Raw genomic sequence first — 20,073 nt, forward strand, 5'->3', positions numbered from 1 at the left:
TTGTTGTTTCTATAAAGCACGTACAAGAGTTTTAAATTGTTCGCCACGATCTTCCATATTTTTAAATAGGTCGAAACTAGCACAACACGGACTTAATAAAACTGTATCGCCAGGTTTTGCCATTGCATAACATGCCTTGACACATTCTTTCATAGAATGAGTATCGTATACAGGAATGCCTAAATTATCAAAATTTTCATGCAATTTTTTATTATCAGCACCTAAGTACACTAAACCTACACACTTTTGTTTAACCAAATTTTTTATAGCATTATAATCGTTGCCTTTATCTTTACCACCAATAATAAGAATTGTTGGTGTTTTCATACTTTCTAAGGCATACCAACAAGCATCTACATTGGTTGCTTTCGAATCGTTGATATATTGTACACCAGCTATCTTGCAAACTTTTTCTAAACGATGTTCTACACCTGGAAAATTGCTCAGACTTTTACGAATGCTTTCCTTTTTTATTCCGCTAATATTCGATGCCAATCCTGCAGCCAAAGAGTTGTATATGTTGTGTTTACCAGTAAGCGACAGCTCTTCTTGCTCCATATTAAACGGAGTTGGCTGTTCTAGAATATATTGTCCTTCTTCAATATATCCGATACTTCCTTTTTCTTTAAGTTCAGAGAAAGGATATCGTACCGCTTTTACATCGTACTTTTCTAATTCTTTTTTTATAACTGGGTCGTCGTTCCAATAAATAAAGCTGTCTTCGTGCGTTTGATTTTGAATGATGCGCATTTTAGCATCGGCATATTTTTCAAACTTATTTTCGTAACGGTCTAAATGGTCGGGAGTGATATTGAGTAAAATAGCAATATTTGCACGGAAATCGTACATATTGTCGAGCTGAAAACTGCTGAGTTCTATTACATAATACGCATGTGGTTCTTCTGCAATTTGCAATGCAAGACTTCTACCAATATTACCTGCAAGTCCAACATCGTATCCTGCATCTTTAAAAATATGATAAATAAGACTTGTTGTAGTAGTTTTGCCATTACTACCTGTTATACAAATCATTTTAGAGTTGGTGTATCTACCAGCAAATTCTATTTCGCTTATAATGTGTGTACCTTGCTTTATAAGCTTTTGCACCATAGGAGCTTCTTTAGGAATGCCTGGACTTTTTATTACTTCATCTGCATTCAGAATTTTACTTTCTGTATGTTGTCCTTCTTCCCATTCTATATTATGCTTGTTTAGAAGTGTTTTATATTTATCTTTTATAGCAGACATATCTGAAACAAATACATCAAAACCTTTTGCTTTTGCCAATACAGCGGCTCCAGCTCCGCTTTCGCCTGCTCCTAATACAACAATTCTTTTCATTTCCATTTGCATTTTATTGTCGTTTGCAAGGTTGTTGCCCCTACAGTTGTTTATGTTTTGGTATTTTCTCCTTTATCTTATCTTTAAAGTAATGATAGTTAGTGCAGCTAAAATTATTGTTACTATCCAAAAACGAATAGTAATTTTACTTTCGTGCACTGGATTATGTGGAGTTTTTATTAGATATTTACACTCTGGATCTAATTGGTCATCTTGTGTTCTAAAACTATCGTGAATAGGTGTACGCTTAAACATTCGTTGTTTTACTCCTCTTCGTTTTCCTATTTTAAAGTAATAAACTTGCATTATTACGCTTAAACTTTCCATAAAGAAAATTCCACACAAAATAGGTAATAGTAATTCTTTGTGAATAATAATGGCACCTACAGCAATAATTCCACCAATAGTAAGGCTTCCTGTGTCTCCCATAAACACTTGTGCAGGGTAAGCATTATACCAAAGAAAACCAATAAGAGCACCAATGAAAGCCATAAAGAAAACAACTAGCTCTTCGGAACCTGGAATATACATAATATTTAAATAAGCTGCATATTCTATATGACTACTAACATAAGCTAGAATTCCTAATGCAACACCTATAATTGCAGAATTTCCAGCACACATTCCGTCCATTCCATCGTTCAAATTAGCACCATTAGAGACTGCTGTTACTACGATAATGGTCATAATAACAAACAAAATCCACCCTGCTGCCGTTTTATATTTACCACAGAAGGACATAATTTCAGAATAATCAAGATTATGATTTTTAATAAATGGAATGGTCGTCTTAAGCGTTTTTTGAGCCTCTTTACCATGTTTCACAACAATTTCTTTTCCATTATCGTTGTGCATCTCTAAGTTTATATTCGATTTTACATCAGGCGATGTCCATAATACTAAACCCACAATAAGTCCGATAGTAAATTGCCCAACAATTTTATATTTCCCCTTCAAACCATCTTTATTATGTCGGAATATCTTTATAAAATCGTCCATTCCACCGAGAAATCCGAGCCAAATTGTGGTAATAACCATCAGAATAAGATAAATGTTGCGTAAGCGTCCCAACAATAATACAGGAATAATCAATGCAACTATAATAATAATACCGCCCATTGATGGGACTCCTATCTTTTTTACACCAAAAGGATCGATACTTGCATCGCGTTGCACTTCAGTAATCTGCTTTCTCTTCAGATATTTTATGAATCTCTCGCCGAACCACGCAGAGATTATTAAGGCAAGAATCATTGCCATAATGGCTCGAAAGCTAATGTATCCCCATAAATGAGAACCACTAATTCCAAACTGATCGAGCCAACGAAAGATGTAATATAACATAATATCTTTATTTAATGATAGCCATTTTATCGCTATATTTAGCAATATTCTTATTGTAATCCGAAGATTTCACGCACCACTTCATGATCATCAAAATGATGTTTTACTCCATTTATTTCTTGATAAGTCTCGTGTCCTTTACCAGCTATAAGAATAACATCACCTTTTTGAGCTAACATACAAGCTGTACGGATAGCCTCTTTTCGGTCTACTATGGAAATAACATTCTTTTTTTGTGTGGCATCAAGACCTGCTAACATATCATCAATAATAGTTTGAGGGTCTTCGTTTCGTGGATTATCGCTTGTAAGTATAACTTTGTTACTATGTTTTACTGCTTCGAGCGCCATAAGTGGTCGTTTTCCTTTATCTCGATTGCCACCTGCACCACAAACTGTAATAACATGTCCACCTTTACCATCAAGAACTTCATGTATAGCCAATAAAGTATTTACTAAAGCATCAGGAGTATGCGCATAATCTACAATTGCAGTATAACCATTTGGCGAAGCAATAGGTTCTAATCGCCCATTTACGCTTTTCAAAGTGCTAAGCGCAACTAAAATATCTTCTGCTTTCTCTCCTAACATAATAGCGGCTCCATAAACAGCCAGCAAATTGCTTACATTAAATTTCCCAATAAACTGTACGCCCACTTCTTTTCCATCTATTTCTAAATACATTCCTTCGAAATGACATTCTAAAATGCGAGCACGAAAGTCTGCCATACGTTTAATAGAGTAAGTTTTTATTTGTGCTTTACAATTTTGTACCATTATCATACCGTTTTTATCATCGGCATTAGTAATAGCAAATGCATCTTTATCTAAATCATCGAAGAACATTTTCTTTGCATTACGATAGTTCTCGAACGTTTTATGATAATCTAAATGGTCGCGTGTAAGATTGGTAAATAATGCGCCAGTAAATCGTAATCCTCCAATACGATGTTGATGAATTGCATGGCTAGAACATTCCATAAAAGCATATTCACAACCTTCTGCAACCATTTTTGCAAGCAATTCATTTAATTCTATTGGGTCAGGAGTTGTATGATCAGCTGGTACAGCTTTATCGTCAATATAATTGCAAACAGTAGAAAGTAATCCTACTTTGTATCCGAATTTACGGAACATATTATATAATAAGGTGGCAACAGTTGTTTTTCCATTCGTTCCTGTTACTCCAACAAGTTTTAAATGACGAGAAGGATCGCCATAAAACATTGTTGCAACCTTACCAACCGATTCTTCTGTAGATTTTACTTGTATATAAGTAACATTATCGCTAATGAGTTCTTCTGGAATATCTTCTAATAAAATAGCAGTAGCACCTAACTCAATTGCTTTATTTATGAATTTATGACCATCTGTTTGAGTTCCTTTTATAGCCACAAACATTTGGTTTTCTTCTATTTTACGACTATCAATATTGATACCTGTAATATTTTTTTCTGTATCGCCAATTATTTTCAATGGCTTCACATATTTAAGCAAATCGTTTAATTTCATATATCTTGCTTTTTATTTATTCTTATTGAATGTACATTAATATCGTATTATGCAAAACGAAGTTTACAAACCATACCTTGTTTTATTTTTTCGCCAGGTGCAAGCGATTGTTCTACTACTCTTCCACGCCCAGACATTATAACTTTTATGCCACAATTTTCTAATAAATAAATTGCATCACGTGCTCCCATATTATGTACATCAGGAACATATCGTTTATTGATATTCTTTTCTTCAGAGAGTATTATACCATTACTACCTGTTTTCGCAAAACCCCAAATATTATTACCGAATGGATAAGCACCATTCCAACCATTCTTTACATTAAATCCAAGAAAAGATAGAACATAATCGGTAGCTAAAAGATTACCACTCTTAACCATTGGAATAAGTGAAGCAGAAGAATCTCTTGCATCAGAAACACTCAGTTTTAAATTTTGTGCCATTATTCCTTCTGCTATATTATGAAAAACTACGCCACTCATTCCTCCGCCTGAAGCTGGTAATCCCGACTTTTGTATACATACAATACAACTATATCGTGGTGCATCTGCAGGAAAGAATCCGGCAAAACTTAATAAATAGTCGGTTACACCTGTTTTATATCCTGCAACTCCTTTCGACATTTGTGCAGTTCCTGTTTTACCTGCAACCGAAAATTTATCGGAACCTGCCTTTTTTCCCAATCCTTCAGACACTACTTCTGTAAGAATTCTACGCATCTCCGTTATGGTTGATTCTTTTGCTATTTGTTCGCGCTGTACTACTGGAGGATATTCTGCTAATACTGTTCCATCTTTCACAACTTTCTTAACAAATCGTGGACGCATCATTTTTCCACCATTTGCTATTGCATTATAGAATGTTAATGTTGATATTGGAGGTACTTGCGATTCATATCCAATACTCATCCATGGTAAAGCCGTATTACTCCAGTTTATATATTGTCCATGTTTATTTTTCTTCGGCATACGAATTTTGGCTGGTGAATAGCCTGTAATAGGGATTTGCAAATCGTCGGCTAAACCTAATTTGTAGATTCCTTGTACAAACTTTTCTGGATTTTTATGATAGAAGGTATCTATAATTCTACTAACACCTATATTCGAACTATATTTCAAACACCATGGTAATGTTAATGTTCCATAGCCTCCACGTCTCCAGTTATGATCTTTCATATCTCGTCCGTACATAGTCCAAACGCCACCTCCTGTTTCTACAGTATACATCGTGTCTACTACATTATCATCGAGTGCTACCATCATAGAAGCAGTTTTGAAAACTGAGCCTGGTTCTAGCAAATCACTTACTGCATGGTTCTTAATTTCTCGGTATTGTCCATCTTCACATTTATCAAGATTTACAATAGCTTTAATGTCGCCTGTTGCAACTTCCATAACAATGGCAACGCCAACATTTCCATTTATTTCTTGCAACTCATTAAGTAATGCTCTTTCGGCTAAGTCTTGTATACCTACATCTATAGTCGTTACAATGTCAGAACCATCAATAGGTGGTGTTTCTGTTATACTAAGATATTTATTTCGGATTTTTCGTCTATTTTCAACACCATTTGTTCCACGCAGAATACTATCAAAAGAAAGTTCTAATCCACATCTAGCCACATCTTTTGAACCATAAAGATCACCAACTGTACGTTGTGCAAGCGATCCAAATGGGCGTCGTCGTGCATTAAATTCTTCTTCATGGAAACCACTCTTAAATTTATCGTATTTAAAAACAGGTAGCTTCTTTACCTCTTTATATGTATTATAGTCGATACGATTTTTCCAAATAGGGCAATGTCGCTTTTCTTCTTTTAAACCTTCTAATAGTTCTTGTTTAAATTCACCAGCAGTTTTTTCTGGGAAAAGCTCATTTAAGCCTTTACAAATATAATTAATGCTATCTACAAAGGCTGTATCTTTGCCTGCTTCCTTAAGAGTTTTGAAATCGATGTATATTTTAAACTCTGGTAAAGAACTTGCCATAAGTTCTCCATCAGAACTCAAAATATTGCCACGTGTAGGCAAAATTGGCACATTATCTTTTTTTTGTTTTGCAGCAACTTCTAACCAATAATTCTTCTGAACAATCATTATATATGCCGATTTTGCAACAACGGCAATAGCAATAAGGCTCATAACTAATGCTATAAGCGAATATCGTGGCATAATATTTTTGCTATTAAACTTGCTCATTATTTTTTATTTTGTTGGTACATTTATAATAAACGGAGGGCGCGATGATATTTTTAAGACACTATCTTTGTTTGTTTTCAGAATTTCCAATACATGACTTTCTCGCGAACGTTCTGTTAGTTGGCTACTACTTGATAGAGATCTATATTTAGCATCCGACAGCTCTTTTTGTAATCTATCTATCTCTATTAAATCTTTCTGAACACTATAGCGATTTGATATATAGATAATAATAAATAACACGACAACCACAATAAGTCCAATATTATTTCTTAACAAGTGAGCTGAGAATATATCGCCACCAAGTATTTTCTTTAAAGTAAAGTTGCTTGCAAGTGGCCGTTCATCTTCTCGCGCTTGGTCTTCAATTGCATTTTTCAATGCCTCTTCTTCCTCTTCTATTTTAGAACTTACTATTTTTTGCTCTTCTTGTTTACCAAAATTTTTATGTTCTTTTGTATTGTTATCTTTTTTCTTATTATTGAATATACCCTCTGTTACCTCTAAATCAATTTCTGTTCCATTCATTGCTACAGAATCAGTAGACTGATTAGATTCATTTCTTATCTCTTCAGTTACATTTTTCTGATGGTCTTTTATTGTAAAAATGGGTTTTATTACAACACCTAACGTCTCATTATTTTCTGTAAGCTTATTGTTCATTTATCTTTTCTCTGCTATTCTTAGTTTTGCGCTGCGACTTCGTGGATTTCTCTCTTGTTCATCGTTGGTTGGCACTATCACCTTATTGTTTATTAATTTAAACGGTGCAGTTATATGTCCAAAGAAGTCTTTTTCTACCTTACCTTCTATATTTCCCGACTTCATCACATTTTTCACAATGCGATCTTCTAACGAGTGATAAGTAATAATGGCAATTCTACCGCCTGGCTTTAATACTTCTGACGCACTATTTAGCATTTCCTTTAGGGCTATCATTTCCTGATTAACCTCTATGCGTAAAGCCTGAAATAGTTTAGCCATCTCTTTTTTTTCTCGTTCGCGTTTAAAAAGCGGTTCAACAACAGCCTGAATATCATTTGTTGTTAGTATAGGGGCCTTCCCCCTACTATTTACAATGGCTGTAGCTATCTTATACGAATTTTTAAATTCTCCATAAAGATAGAATATATTAGCAAGTTCTTGCACGTTATATTCTTGTAAAATATCAGCAGCTGTTTTTTGCGCTCTTTTATTCATACGCATATCAAGCGGAGCATTAAAGCGAAATGAAAATCCTCTCAGTTCATCATCGAAATGATGACTACTAACTCCTAAATCGCCCAACAATCCATCTATCTTTTCTACACCATAATAGCGCAACCAATTGGCAAGATATCTAAAATTAGAACGCACAAACGTAAAGTTTTCTGGTTTCTTTCCATCACCATTCAGCTTGTATATGTTCTGTTCAGCATCGGCGTCTTGGTCAAAGCTATATAAGTGTCCTTCCTTACTTAAATGCGAAAGTATTTCTTTACTATGTCCACCACCACCAAAAGTAATATCTACATAAATACCATTAGGGTTGATATCCAAACCATTTACACTCTCGCAAAGCAATACTGGAACATGATATGTCTCAGCTGTCTTAACCATATTTGTTTATCCTATTATTCTTTTATAAAGAGTGCTTTTGTTTCTCCTAAATCGCCCATAACAGTTTCCAATGCTGCACTAAAATCGTCTGGGTCTAAAAATGCTTCTTCGCTTTCGTTATTCCAAATCTCAATACAGTCGTCCATACCTATAAATTTGATTTGTTGGTTAATGTTTGCCATTTTCAAATAGCGCTTTGGTATTAAGAACCTACCATTTCCATCAAGCACAATCATTTCTACGTCTGATACAAATTGGCGATATATCATTTGGTCGCGTTTACTCCAACGATTAAGATGATTACGGAGATTATCGAGCATTTTATTCCACACTGATTGAGGGTAGATTACCAAACAAGGCTGAAAAACATCTTTCTTCATCACCAAAGATTCTTCGCCAGATGTATTCAATATCTTGCGGAAAGTAGCTGGTAAAAAGGCCCTCCCTTTACTATCAGTTTTGGCTTCTATACTCCCTAAAAATCGCATGCGTACTTCTTATATATCTAAAATCGCCTCAAAGGTAAGTAAAATTCCCCACATTCCACCCCTTTCCTCCACAAAGTTTATTCCATTCTCTCATTTTTAATATATTTAACGTAAAGATATGTCCCGAAAACTTATATTGAGCACAGACTAGTAGATTTATAATAACCAAATTGGTCTCATTGAGTATTTTTTTTATAAAAAAGTGGGATATATCAAAAGGTTTAATTACATTTGCATTCGATTTGAGAAATTGAGAAACTTAATAAGCATATAGCACACAATATGGAAAAGACCATTGATATCCAAAAGATATTGCACGGGAAGATGGGCTCAAAAGCAAAGTTTGTTCCTCATTTTCTGATTAACTGGATTAGAAATCTTATTCACGAAGACGAAGTGAACCAATTTCTGTGGGACAGTAGAAACAAAACTGGTACAGAATGGCTTACTGAATGTGTGCACTATTTGAAAATGACACTCGAAATAGAAGGTTTAGAGAATTTGCCTGACAAGAACGATGGCAAACTTTACACTTTTGTTTCTAATCATCCACTTGGTGGACAAGATGGAGTTGCTTTAGGTTCTATTATTGGCAAACAGTACGATGGAAAGTTTCGTTATCTTGTTAACGATCTTTTGCTGAATTTACCGGGTCTTCAGCCAGTATGTATAGGAATAAACAAGACAGGAAAACAAAGTAGAGACTTTCCCCGTATGGTAGAAGCTGGATTTAGTAGCGATAATCACATGTTAATGTTCCCAGCAGGTCTCAATAGCAGAAAACAAAATGGCGTAATTTCTGATTTGCCTTGGAAAAAAACATTTATAACAAAGAGTGTAGAATACCACAGAGACGTTGTTCCTATCCATTTTAGCGGGCAAAACTCTGAACGATTTTATAAAATAGCTCATTTCAGCGATAAATATATAAAGAAAGTAAATTTAGCAATGCTCTTTTTAGTCGATGAAATGTACAAAAATGTTGGTAAAACCTTTCGTGTAAGTTTCGGAAAACCTATTCCTTGGCAAACATTCAACAATAGTAAAACACCGATGGAATGGGCGCAATTTGTGCGAAATAAAGTTTACGAGCTTTAGAAAGCTACGTTGTTATATGAATGCGAAATTAAGCGATGCTACAAAAGCAATAATATGAAGGAAGAAGAGATAATTCAACCAGTCAGTAAAGAACTTCTAAAAAGCGAACTTACTCCTGACAGATTGTTGAGAGTTACAAACAAAAGTCATAACGACATATATGTATTCTCGGCTGCCGATGCTCCAAATTTAATGGACGAAGTTGGAAGATTGCGCGAAGAAGCTTTCAGAAATGCTGGCGGAGGCACAGGAAAAGCTAAAGATATTGATGAATTTGATTTAATGCCTGGTTGTTGTAAACAACTTATAGTATGGAATCCCGATAATGAAGAAATCATTGGCGGTTATCGATATGTATTTGGAGCTGATTGGAAATTTGGAAAAGACGGACAACCTATTCTTGCTACCAGCCACATGTTTCATTTTTCCGATAAGTTTCTGAAAGAATATGCTCCTTATACCGTTGAATTAGGTCGTTCTTTTGTGTCGCTTGGTTATCAAAATGTTCGCGAAAATTCTAAAAGTATTTTCGCTCTCGATAATCTTTGGGACGGATTAGGTGCACTTACCGTGTTAAATCCAAATTGCAAATATTTCTTTGGCAAGGTTACAATGTATCCTTCGTATATTCGTAGAGGAAGAGATATGATTCTCTACTTTTTAAGAAAGTTTTTCGACGATAAAGAAAAACTTATTATCCCGATAAAACCGCTTAAAATTGAAACTCCTTCATCAGAATTCGATACTTTATTTAATGCTTCTTCTTTCAAAGAAAACTACCGTATATTAAATAGAGAAATTCGGAAATTAGGTTTCAACATTCCTCCCTTAGTAAATGCTTATATGAACCTTTCTCCAACGATGAAACTTTTTGGAACTGGCATAAATAATGGCTTTGGCGATGTAGAAGAAACTGGTATTCTTATTGCAGTAGACGAAATTTTTGAAGAAAAACGTGTACGACATATAGAAAGTTTCGTAAACGATCACCCCGAAGCACTCAATATAACCAGCGGTGCAAATAACTTAATTTATAAAGAGAATAGATAATAACTCTCATTTCGATAAGTAAAATTGATTTTTATTATTTTATTCTACACTATCCTAATAGAAATGGCGAAATGGATATTGCCTTTTTATTTGGCTGATAGTGTTTAATAAGTATAAGAATATATATCGTTTATTTTATTGTATACATTTTTCTACACGAAAGAATGTTTTGTTATTTTTATAATAAGAGGAGCATTCAATGTTGGTTGTATAGTTCCAAAAAACTTTAATTATAAATTCCCAGAAAATTAATTATATTTTTTAATTTTATAATTAAATTTCTGGGAATTTATAATAAGATTTTTCTCTGTTTTCTCTATGGCGTTTATCTTTGCTGTTTATTTTATTCTTGTGAATATTCTATTCCAAAAAACTTCAAAGAGAAACCTGTCCATAAAATCATTTTTCTTTAGAAGAAGATATCATTTTGTGCGGTTTTATCGGATAAATAAAAGTTCTCTATACTTAGGTAAAGTCCACATTTCATCGCTAACAATCAGTTCAAGTTTATCTATCTGATAACGTATTTTTTCCATCTGTGGAACAATATTATCGTGATAAGCAATTGCTTTTTCGCGTTGCGATTCTATTTTATTTGCTACTTTCCTTGCCTCAACAAGTTCATCTACTCCAGTTTCTATGAGTTGAATGCGCTCGGCTACTTCTTTTAAAATATTAATATTACGTTTGGTTAGCCTTTCTCCTTCTTCTTTTCCAAAGATATTTATCATAGAACTTACATTCTTTGCTAACCTACTTTGGTAGTGTGTAACCACTGGAATGATGTGATTCATAGCCAAATCGCCCATAACACGTGCTTCAATTTGTATTTTCTTTGTATATGTTTCCCATTTTACTTCGTTACGTGCTTCTAATTCGTTACGATTCATTACGTTCATTTGTTCGAACATTTGTATGGAATCATCGCGCAAATAAGCATCGAAACATACAGGACAACTTGCTTCACAGTCTAATCCTCTTTTTTCTGCTTCTTCTTTCCATTCGTCGCTATAACCATTTCCGTCAAAGTGTATAGGTTTACACGTTTTTATATCTTCGCGAACAATTTCTATAATTGCACTTGTAGGGTCTTCGCCTTTAGAAATTAGTGCATCTACACGTGTTTTGAAGTTGGTTAAAGCCTCTGCAACAGCTGTGTTTAATACAATAAGTGCAGAAGCGCAATTTGCTTCAGAACCAACAGCACGCAATTCGAATCGGTTTCCTGTAAAAGCAAATGGCGAAGTACGGTTACGATCGGTATTATCTATCAGCAATTCTGGAATTTCAGGAATATCGAGTTGCATTCCTTGCTTTCCTTTCACACTAAACAGATTTTTTTTATCGGCTTTTTCTATATGTTCCAACAAATCGGACACTTGTTTACCTAAAAACGATGATATAATTGCAGGTGGTGCTTCGTTTGCTCCTAAACGATGGTCGTTTGTAGCGCTCATAACCGAAGCTTTTAGTAAACCATTATGTTTATAAACTCCCATTAAAGTTTCTACAACGAAAACGACGAAACGTAAATTATCGTTTACATTTTTCCCGCTTTTGTGCAATAATATTCCTGTATCGGTAGACAAACTCCAGTTATTATGCTTTCCCGATCCATTAATACCATCGAAAGGTTTCTCGTGTAATAGTACGCGAAATCCGTGTCGATGTGCAATTTTCTTCATTACAGCCATTAAAAGCATATTATGGTCTACGGCTAAATTACATTCTTCAAAGATAGGAGCAAGTTCAAATTGTCCGGGTGCAACTTCATTATGCCGAGTTTTAACAGGAATTCCGAGTTCTAAGGCATTAACTTCAAGATCTTTCATAAAAGCTTGCACACGTTCTGGTATAGTTCCAAAATAATGGTCTTCCATTTGCTGGTTTTTTGCCGAATCGTGTCCCATTAATGTTCTACCAGTTAGCATTAAATCAGGTCGAGTAAAATAAAGGTCTTCATCAACTAAAAAATATTCTTGTTCCCAACCTAAATTTGTATGCACCTTTTTCACGTCTGAATAGAAGTATTGGCAAACTTCTTTTGCTGCATTATCTACTGCTCGCAAAGAACGTAGCAATGGTGCCTTATAATCGAGTGATTCTCCTGTGTAAGAAATAAAAATTGTAGGGATACAAAGAGTGTCGTCTATAATAAAAACAGGACTTGTTGGGTCCCAAGCCGAATAACCTCTCGCTTCAAATGTGTTGCGAATACCACCAGATGGGAAAGAACTAGCGTCAGGTTCTTGCTGTACAAGTAATTTTCCTGAAAATTCTTCTATCATTCCTCCTTTTCCATCAGGTTCAATAAACGAATCATGCTTTTCGGCAGTGCCTTCTGTTAATGGTTGAAACCAGTGAGTGTAATGTGTAACTCCATTATCTTTTGCCCATTTTTTCATTCCATTAGCAACACAATCAGCAATAGAACGGTCAAGACGTTCGCCATTATCCATAACGTCCACCATTTTATTATAAACGTCTATAGGAAGATACTTAAACATTTTTTCGCGGTTAAATACATTCTTCCCAAACAATTCCGATGGACGTTCTTTTGGCATCTTTAATTCTACAGGGCGTTTTCTAAAAGCCTCTTTTAAAACTTCAAATCTTAAGTTATCCATACCTTTTTTACTTTTAGTAGGTCATTATAATGCAAAAATAACCATTTAGTGGGAGTTTACAAAATTATTATACTATTTTGACTAATAATTATAAGAAGAAATAAGCTAAATCATTAATTACAATTATTTCTCTCCAAAAAGGCTTGCATATTATTTCTTTACGAGTTTAATTATTATCTCTTTACGGGTTTAATTGTGGTATCTTCTCCCCTATTACAACTATATGTTTAACTATTGCAACTATATGCTTAACGGTGTTATATATATGTTTAGCAGATATAATATATATAATGTTTACTGTTTATATTATGTTGGCGTTTTTTTCTATAAGCACAAAAAAATAGCCTATATTTACTCACGTAAACATAGGCCTTGCCACTTAACTAAATAACTCAAAAAATTACTTGACTCAATTCTCATCAGTGCATCTTCTCACGAAGACATACTAACTAACATTTGTTTGACTATTAACTTACTAATAACTATTTTGTATGTTTGTAATCAAGAATTATTTCTTAAATCAATGCAAAGGTATAGATAAAATAAATTTCCACCAACTATTTAGGTGTCTTTTTTATGCAATTATGAAAATTTATGACTATTTTTGCCCCCAGAACAGTTTTTTTGTTCTTTATTTCTAATAAATACTGCTTATTTTATCGTTATTTTCTTTCTTATAATGGTAATATGTTCTTTTTTTCTTGTAATTTTTATGATATATATATAACAAAAGTATTTTTACGTGATACTAATTTTACATATATATTATTTTTACATATTAACTTAATCTATTTTTATACCATTATATCATCGCAGTTTTCATAGTATTATTTCCTGTTGTTACTTATTTTTGTGCAGTTTTCTTTGTCTATTTTATAGCTTTACATAGCCAATTACGTTTCTGTTATAAGGCTTTATAAATTTGCCAAGAATAAAACAGAATATGTTGAGACTTAAATGCCATTTTCAGATTAAACAGGAGGGAGGTTCTTAAAAAAATCGGCACAAAATGTTTATTTTGTTCTTTCGTTATTGGCTAAAACGAAAATAATATCGCTGTAAGTAACATCTATTGAACATACATCTTTTATATATTTCATACCTTCGTTGGGTGGAATGTTATTTATTGCGTTTTGAATGGCTGCTATTTTCTTATCGTCTACAAAGTTGGTTACACTTAATTCTCCGTTTCTAACATATTTTGCTATATGCCGTACGATGGTTTCTATTGTTAAACCGCGTTCTTTTGCTATAGCTTCTAAGGTCATTCCTGCTTTATAAAGTTTGTAGCTTATGTTGTGTGTTGCTTCTTTTTTCTTTTTTTCGGCTTCTACTTTATGTTTTTTATTGCGTTGTTTTGCAATATCCTCGTCGCCCATTGATATTAAAATTGCTTCTTGTTTGCGTTTAAGATAGTAACTTGTGCTAAAATCTTCTATCATTATATCTTCCAGCAATAACAGTTTTGCTTGTTTACTTTGTTCAACTTCGCTAATATTATTATCTATTCGCTTTATGGCTTCTTTATTTTTACTTTCAATGCCTTTGGTTTGCTCTATCTGGTCTGCAAATATTTTTGAAAGTTCGTTGTAGAAATATTGTGCACTGCTTTTTATTCTATCTAAAAATTCTTTATTATGCAATTCTGCTATTGATATACCTTTTATATATAGTGTCCATTTCGTAGAAATATCCAGAACTTTCTCTTTCAATTCAGAAACTGTTGTTTGGTGTAGTGCAATTAGCTTGGTATGTTTATGGAAATGCTCTACCAAAGTTCTAAAAAGAGCCGATTCGGCATTATATATTTCGCTAAAGTTGAACAATTCCAACAGCATCATTCTGTAATATTCTTCTTTTAGGAGAGGCAAATTCTTAATACTTTCGGCTGCTCGTATGTTTTGTTGTGCAATATAGCTATCTACTCTGGCATCGTTTATAACGGCATTTCTGTTTAGTGTTGATGCTAAAACCAAACCTTCTAATGTTCTACATCTGCTTAAAGCCACATAAACCTGTCCAGATGCAAAAGCTTGTTGCGCATCTATAATGGCATGTTCGAAAGTTAGCCCCTGACTTTTATGAATTGTAATAGCCCAAGCCAATCGCAATGGATATTGTGTGAAAGTTCCTAACACCTCTCCTTCTATTTGTTTTGTTGTTTCGTTGAGTGTGTAACGAGTATTTTCCCACGTTTGGGGTTCAACCTCTATTTTTTCGTTTTCGTTCGGACAGCTTACTTCTATTCTTTCATTATCAATATAAGTAATCCGTCCTATTTTCCCATTATAATATCGTTCGAAACGGTCGTTATGAATAAACATTACTTGTGCTCCGCATTTTAATGTTAGTTCATAGTCGGCGGGATAACTATTTTCGGGAAATTGTCCTTCCACTCGTGCACAAAACTTACATGCTTGTTCTTTAATTTGTTCTAATTGTCGGTCGTTTATATTATCGGCTATTCTGTTGTGCGTTGTTAAATGTATGTAATCGCTATTTTTATCGGGGGTGAAATTTGGTTGATAGCGTTTATTTAAAATATCAAAATCTTCATCAGAAACGTTTCCATCTCTAAAGTGGTTTAATATATCTATAAAAACTTTGTCTTGTTGTCTAAACACTTTTGTTAGCTCTATTGTAACATATTGTGTGCTTTGCAGAGCTTTAGAATCGAAAAAATAAGGTGTATTATAATAACGGTTTAACAATTTTTCTTCGTCTGGGCGCACAATAGGTGTAAGTTGTTGCAAATCGCCTATCATTAAGAGCTGTACTCCTCCAAAAGGTTTATTATGTTCTCTAAAACGGCGAAGAATAGAATCGATAGCATCAAGAATATCTGCACGAACCATACTGATTTCGTCTATAATAAGAAGGTCGAGTGTTCGCATAATTTGCCGTTTTTGCTTACTATATTCAAAACGTGGCTTTACTGTGCTTTCGGGAACAAATGGAGATAATGGAAGTTGAAAGAAAGAATGAATGGTTACACCATTAGCATTTATGGCTGCAACCCCTGTAGGTGCTACAACTATCATTCGTTTTGTGCTCCGTTGCTGTATAGTTCGCAAAAAGGTTGTTTTTCCGGTACCAGCTTTTCCTGTTAAGAAAATGCTAATGCCTGTATGTTCTACAAAATCCCATGCGTTGCGCAATTCGGTATTATTTTCCATTATTCTATAATGTGATAATTAGTCAGCAAATTTAAGAAAAAAGTATAAGAATAGCAAATTAGTATTGACAAAAATCAATTAGATTGATGAATAGCAATAAAATGGCGAATATTGTTTATTCTCTGCTTTATTTTTTGCGTACAATGCAATATAGCTATAACTTTGCAGTCGTAAAAAGAGATGATATGAGCCGCTTTTTCTGGAGACACTCAAAAAAATAAGAAGAAAAAAATAAGATTAGGATAACAATAAGACTCAAGATTGTTTATAGAAAAGGTTCATATAGGTAAAAAAGATAGTTGATTAGTTATTATTATAGAGTAAATAGTTTAAGTTAGTTGATGATTTGAGAAAGTAGAAAGGTGGTGCTTCGTAAACCGAAACGCCACCTTTCTGTATGTAGAGTATAATGTTTTATATATAGCGAGAAAAAAATTCTAAGTAGAACTCTATTTATGGCTGAATTAAAGTGTATACAGAAGCAGCTAATATGGCAAAAAGCGTATAGTAAAATAGGGAAAAAATAAAGAATAATTATGTGGAGAAATTTTATAATAAAAAACATTGAGGTTTTTAATTATAAAATTTTATTTTCTTATTAATTTTTTCTATTTCGCAATTACAAAATCTATAATGTATCTTTTAAAAGTTAAATAGGCTTCGGTATAGCTTGCCCTATTTTGTTTTATTGTTGGCATATTGTTTATCGTTATATAAAGATGTAACAGTTTACAGCGAATTAGAAAGACAAGCAAAATAGATGGTAAGAAGCGAAAAATGGTAAAAAAGTTATAGTATAAACAATATATAATGGTATTATAGCCTAATGAACAATTGAGATAAAAGAAAGAGCCAACCCACTAATTACATTAACAGTGTTTGTAATTAGCAAAAAAATATGTTCTTATAAAAAAAAGAGCTTGCAAAAGTTTATATTATATCTTTTGCAAGTTCCTTTTTAGCTAATATTTATAGTTTTTCTCCATAACATAAGTCGCCAGCATCTCCAAATCCCGGAACAATATACTTATGTTCGTTTAGTCCATCGTCTATAGCTCCACACCAAATAGTAGTGTTATTATCGGGGAAAGTCTTTTTTATATGTTCAATACCTTCAGGAGAAGCAATTACACATGCAATGTGAACATGTCGTGGTTCGCCTTTAGAAAGAATAGCTTTATAGCCAAGTTCCATCGAACCACCAGTAGCTAACATTGGATCGGCAATAATTAAAGTTTTACCATTAATATCGGGTGTTGCCAAATATTCAACATGTATACCCACTTCGTGGTGTTCTTTGTCTTTATATTCTCTATATGCACTTACAAAAGCATTTCCAGCATGGTCGAAAATATTAAGAAAACCGTTATGAAAAGGTAGTCCTGCCCGGAAAATTGTTGCGAGAACAATTTTGTCGGTAGGTATATTTACCTTTGAAACGCCCAATGGCGTGAGTATTTCTTTTGTTTCGTACTGAAGAGTTTTAGAGATTTCGAAAGCTTCGAATTCCCCTATTCGCATAACATTATTACGAAAAAGGAGACGGTTTCTCTGGTACTCTTTGTCACGAATTTCTGCCATGTATTGGTTTACAATGGAGTTTTGATCCGAGAAGTTAATGATTTCCATTTTTCTTTTTACACTATGGTTATATATTGGTGATATATATGTTTGGGAGTAATAGTTTTTATGCGCCCAAAATTTCGGCAAAATTAAGAAAATAGTTTAGCATTTGCAACGTCCGAATAGCAAATATCTTTTAATATCAAGGAATTTTACATTCTTTAACCTTACAAATCAATTCTTGTTGTATTTTTTATCTTTATGATTTTGCGTTGCATAATAAAATTACTACCTTTGCGATGTTTAAGGTAAAATAGTAATAAGATTAAGAGATAAATTTCAACATAATTTTATATTATAAAAAATGGCAAAATTTGATAAGAGCGTACTTACGAAGTACGGTATTACAGGTACAACAGAAGTACTTTACAATCCTTCTTACGAAGTATTGTTTAACGAAGAAACAAAAGAAGGTCTTGAAGGTTTTGAAGTTGGTCATGAAACAGAACTTGGTGCTATTGACGTAATGACAGGTATTTATACTGGTCGTTCTCCTAAAGATAAGTTTATTGTTGATGATGAAAATTCTCACGATACAGTATGGTGGGATTCAGAAGAATATCATAACGATAACCACCGTGCTACAAAAGAAGCTTGGGCAACAGTAAAAGATATTGCAAAGAAAGAACTTTCTAACAAACGTTTGTTTGTAGTTGATGGTTTTTGTGGTACACACAAAGACACACGTATGAAGATTCGTTTCATTGTAGAGGTTGCTTGGCAGGCTCACTTTGTAACAAATATGTTCATTCGTCCAAAAAGCGAAGCAGATTTCGAGCAAGAACCAGATTTCATTGTTTACAATGCTTCAAAAGCTAAAGTAGAAAACTGGAAAGAACTTGGTTTGCATTCAGAAACTTGCGTTATGTTTAACGTAACTTCTAAGGAGCAAGTTATTGTAAATACATGGTACGGTGGTGAAATGAAGAAAGGTATGTTCTCAATGATGAACTACTTCTTGCCATTAAAGGGTATTGCTTCTATGCACTGTTCTGCAAATACAGATATGAACGGAGAAAACACAGCAATTTTCTTTGGTCTTTCTGGTACAGGTAAAACAACATTGTCTACCGATCCTAAGCGTAAACTTATTGGTGATGACGAACACGGATGGGACGATAAGGGTGTATTCAACTTTGAAGGTGGTTGCTATGCAAAAGTTATCAACCTTGATAAAGAATCTGAACCTGATATTTACGGTGCAATTACACGCGATGCTCTTCTTGAAAACGTAACTGTTGACGAGAATGGTAAGATAGACTTTGCAGATAAGAGTGTAACCGAGAATACTCGTGTATCTTATCCTATCTATCATATTAAGAATATTCAGCGTCCAGAATCACAAGGTCCAGCTGCAAAACAGGTAATTTTCCTTTCTGCTGATGCTTTTGGTGTACTTCCTCCAGTATCTATTCTTAATGCTGAACAAACAAAATACTACTTCCTTTCTGGTTTCACAGCAAAATTAGCTGGTACAGAACGTGGTATTACAGAACCAACTCCAACATTCTCTGCTTGCTTCGGTCAGGCTTTCTTGGAACTTCACCCAACAAAATATGCAGAAGAGTTGGTTAAGAAGATGGAAAAGAGCGGTGCTAAAGCTTACTTAGTAAATACTGGCTGGAATGGTACTGGAAAACGTATTTCTATTCGCGATACTCGTGGTATTATCGATGCTATTTTGAACCACTCTATCGACGCTGCTCCTACAAAACAGATTCCTTATTTCAACTTCACTGTTCCAACAAAACTTGAAGGTGTTGCAACTGAAATTCTCGACCCACGCGATACATATAAAGATGCTTCACAATGGGACGAAAAAGCTAAAGACCTTGCAGCTCGTTTCATAAAGAACTTTAAGAAGTATGAAACAAACGAAGCTGGTAAGAAGCTTGTTGCAGCTGGTCCACAGCTCTAATATATATAAGGTGTAACGAAAACACTTTATTAAAACTTTTAAACTCATCTCTATCAACTGGTAGAGATGAGTTTTTTTATATCTAAAAGCAATAACA

13 protein-coding genes are annotated in these 20,073 nt (G+C 33.9%); 3 read left to right on the plus strand and 10 right to left on the minus strand.

Features of this window, described 5'->3' with window-relative positions; all coding sequences use genetic code 11:
- Window positions 1-9: 9 nt before the first annotated feature.
- The 7 genes from murD to mraZ all read right to left on the minus strand — a co-directional run bounded on the left by murD (window position 10) and on the right by mraZ (window position 8,484).
- Window positions 10-1,341, minus strand: coding sequence for a UDP-N-acetylmuramoyl-L-alanine--D-glutamate ligase (murD, locus tag DX009_RS08660; protein WP_115083852.1), 1,332 nt, complete (start codon window positions 1,339-1,341; stop codon window positions 10-12).
- Window positions 1,342-1,413: 72 nt separating this feature from the next.
- Entirely contained in the window at window positions 1,414-2,685 is a 1,272-nt protein-coding gene (locus tag DX009_RS08665; protein WP_115083707.1) for a phospho-N-acetylmuramoyl-pentapeptide-transferase, read from the minus strand.
- A 50-nt stretch (window positions 2,686-2,735) separates the two neighbouring features.
- The gene (locus tag DX009_RS08670) at window positions 2,736-4,196 is read right to left on the minus strand and encodes a UDP-N-acetylmuramoyl-L-alanyl-D-glutamate--2,6-diaminopimelate ligase (RefSeq protein ID WP_115083708.1); all 1,461 of its coding nucleotides are present in this window, start codon (window positions 4,194-4,196) and stop codon (window positions 2,736-2,738) included.
- A gap of 47 nt (window positions 4,197-4,243) precedes the next feature.
- On the minus strand, window positions 4,244-6,397 hold the full coding sequence (locus tag DX009_RS08675) for a penicillin-binding protein (RefSeq protein ID WP_006044209.1): 2,154 nt from the start codon (window positions 6,395-6,397) through the stop codon (window positions 4,244-4,246).
- A gap of 6 nt (window positions 6,398-6,403) precedes the next feature.
- Complete coding sequence (locus DX009_RS08680; RefSeq protein WP_115083709.1) at window positions 6,404-7,060, minus strand: FtsL-like putative cell division protein; 657 nt, start codon at window positions 7,058-7,060, stop codon at window positions 6,404-6,406.
- Window positions 7,061-7,996: a 16S rRNA (cytosine(1402)-N(4))-methyltransferase RsmH gene (gene rsmH / locus DX009_RS08685; protein ID WP_115083710.1), complete on the minus strand. Its 936-nt coding sequence runs from the start codon at window positions 7,994-7,996 to the stop codon at window positions 7,061-7,063. It abuts the gene before it with no gap.
- Between the two features lie 14 nt (window positions 7,997-8,010).
- On the minus strand, window positions 8,011-8,484 hold the full coding sequence (mraZ, locus tag DX009_RS08690) for a division/cell wall cluster transcriptional repressor MraZ (protein WP_006044206.1): 474 nt from the start codon (window positions 8,482-8,484) through the stop codon (window positions 8,011-8,013).
- Window positions 8,485-8,766: 282 nt separating this feature from the next.
- Here mraZ and DX009_RS08695 point away from each other — a divergent pair, with 282 nt between their 5' ends.
- Window positions 8,767-9,582: a glycerol acyltransferase gene (locus DX009_RS08695; RefSeq protein WP_115083711.1), complete on the plus strand. Its 816-nt coding sequence runs from the start codon at window positions 8,767-8,769 to the stop codon at window positions 9,580-9,582.
- A gap of 54 nt (window positions 9,583-9,636) precedes the next feature.
- Window positions 9,637-10,632 carry a GNAT family N-acetyltransferase gene (locus tag DX009_RS08700; RefSeq protein WP_006044204.1) on the plus strand — a complete coding sequence of 332 codons (996 nt, stop codon included), beginning with the start codon at window positions 9,637-9,639 and terminating at the stop codon, window positions 10,630-10,632.
- Between the two features lie 437 nt (window positions 10,633-11,069).
- On the opposite strand, the gene DX009_RS08705 is transcribed toward DX009_RS08700, so the two are convergent.
- From DX009_RS08705 to upp, 3 genes are all read right to left on the minus strand, one after another.
- Window positions 11,070-13,259, minus strand: a complete 2,190-nt coding sequence (locus tag DX009_RS08705) for a glutamine synthetase III family protein (protein WP_115083712.1) — start codon at window positions 13,257-13,259, stop codon at window positions 11,070-11,072.
- A 1,013-nt stretch (window positions 13,260-14,272) separates the two neighbouring features.
- Window positions 14,273-16,435, minus strand: coding sequence for a helix-turn-helix domain-containing protein (locus DX009_RS08710; RefSeq protein ID WP_115083713.1), 2,163 nt, complete (start codon window positions 16,433-16,435; stop codon window positions 14,273-14,275).
- A 969-nt stretch (window positions 16,436-17,404) separates the two neighbouring features.
- The gene (gene upp, locus DX009_RS08715; RefSeq protein WP_040595507.1) at window positions 17,405-18,064 is read right to left on the minus strand and encodes a uracil phosphoribosyltransferase; all 660 of its coding nucleotides are present in this window, start codon (window positions 18,062-18,064) and stop codon (window positions 17,405-17,407) included.
- 298 nt (window positions 18,065-18,362) lie between these two features.
- Here upp and pckA point away from each other — a divergent pair, with 298 nt between their 5' ends.
- On the plus strand, window positions 18,363-19,976 hold the full coding sequence (gene pckA / locus DX009_RS08720) for a phosphoenolpyruvate carboxykinase (ATP) (RefSeq protein ID WP_006044199.1): 1,614 nt from the start codon (window positions 18,363-18,365) through the stop codon (window positions 19,974-19,976).
- Window positions 19,977-20,073: the final 97 nt, after the last annotated feature.

It is taken from the genome of Prevotella pallens (assembly GCF_900454935.1).
Lineage (GTDB): Bacteria > Bacteroidota > Bacteroidia > Bacteroidales > Bacteroidaceae > Prevotella > Prevotella pallens.

Bases quoted from the DNA above. Each gene is read 5' to 3' on its own strand.
- pckA (WP_006044199.1), top strand. From the start codon at position 18,363: ATGGCAAAATTTGATAAGAGCGTACTTACGAAGTACGGTATTACAGGT.
- DX009_RS08675 (WP_006044209.1), bottom strand. From the start codon at position 6,397: ATGAGCAAGTTTAATAGCAAAAATATTATGCCACGATATTCGCTTATA.
- DX009_RS08705 (WP_115083712.1), bottom strand. From the start codon at position 13,259: ATGGATAACTTAAGATTTGAAGTTTTAAAAGAGGCTTTTAGAAAACGC.
- DX009_RS08680 (WP_115083709.1), bottom strand. From the start codon at position 7,060: ATGAACAATAAGCTTACAGAAAATAATGAGACGTTAGGTGTTGTAATA.
- DX009_RS08710 (WP_115083713.1), bottom strand. From the start codon at position 16,435: ATGGAAAATAATACCGAATTGCGCAACGCATGGGATTTTGTAGAACAT.
- murD (WP_115083852.1), bottom strand. From the start codon at position 1,341: ATGAAAAGAATTGTTGTATTAGGAGCAGGCGAAAGCGGAGCTGGAGCC.
- rsmH (WP_115083710.1), bottom strand. From the start codon at position 7,996: ATGGTTAAGACAGCTGAGACATATCATGTTCCAGTATTGCTTTGCGAG.
- mraZ (WP_006044206.1), bottom strand. From the start codon at position 8,484: ATGCGATTTTTAGGGAGTATAGAAGCCAAAACTGATAGTAAAGGGAGG.
- DX009_RS08665 (WP_115083707.1), bottom strand. From the start codon at position 2,685: ATGTTATATTACATCTTTCGTTGGCTCGATCAGTTTGGAATTAGTGGT.
- DX009_RS08695 (WP_115083711.1), top strand. From the start codon at position 8,767: ATGGAAAAGACCATTGATATCCAAAAGATATTGCACGGGAAGATGGGC.
- DX009_RS08670 (WP_115083708.1), bottom strand. From the start codon at position 4,196: ATGAAATTAAACGATTTGCTTAAATATGTGAAGCCATTGAAAATAATT.
- DX009_RS08700 (WP_006044204.1), top strand. From the start codon at position 9,637: ATGAAGGAAGAAGAGATAATTCAACCAGTCAGTAAAGAACTTCTAAAA.
- upp (WP_040595507.1), bottom strand. From the start codon at position 18,064: ATGGAAATCATTAACTTCTCGGATCAAAACTCCATTGTAAACCAATAC.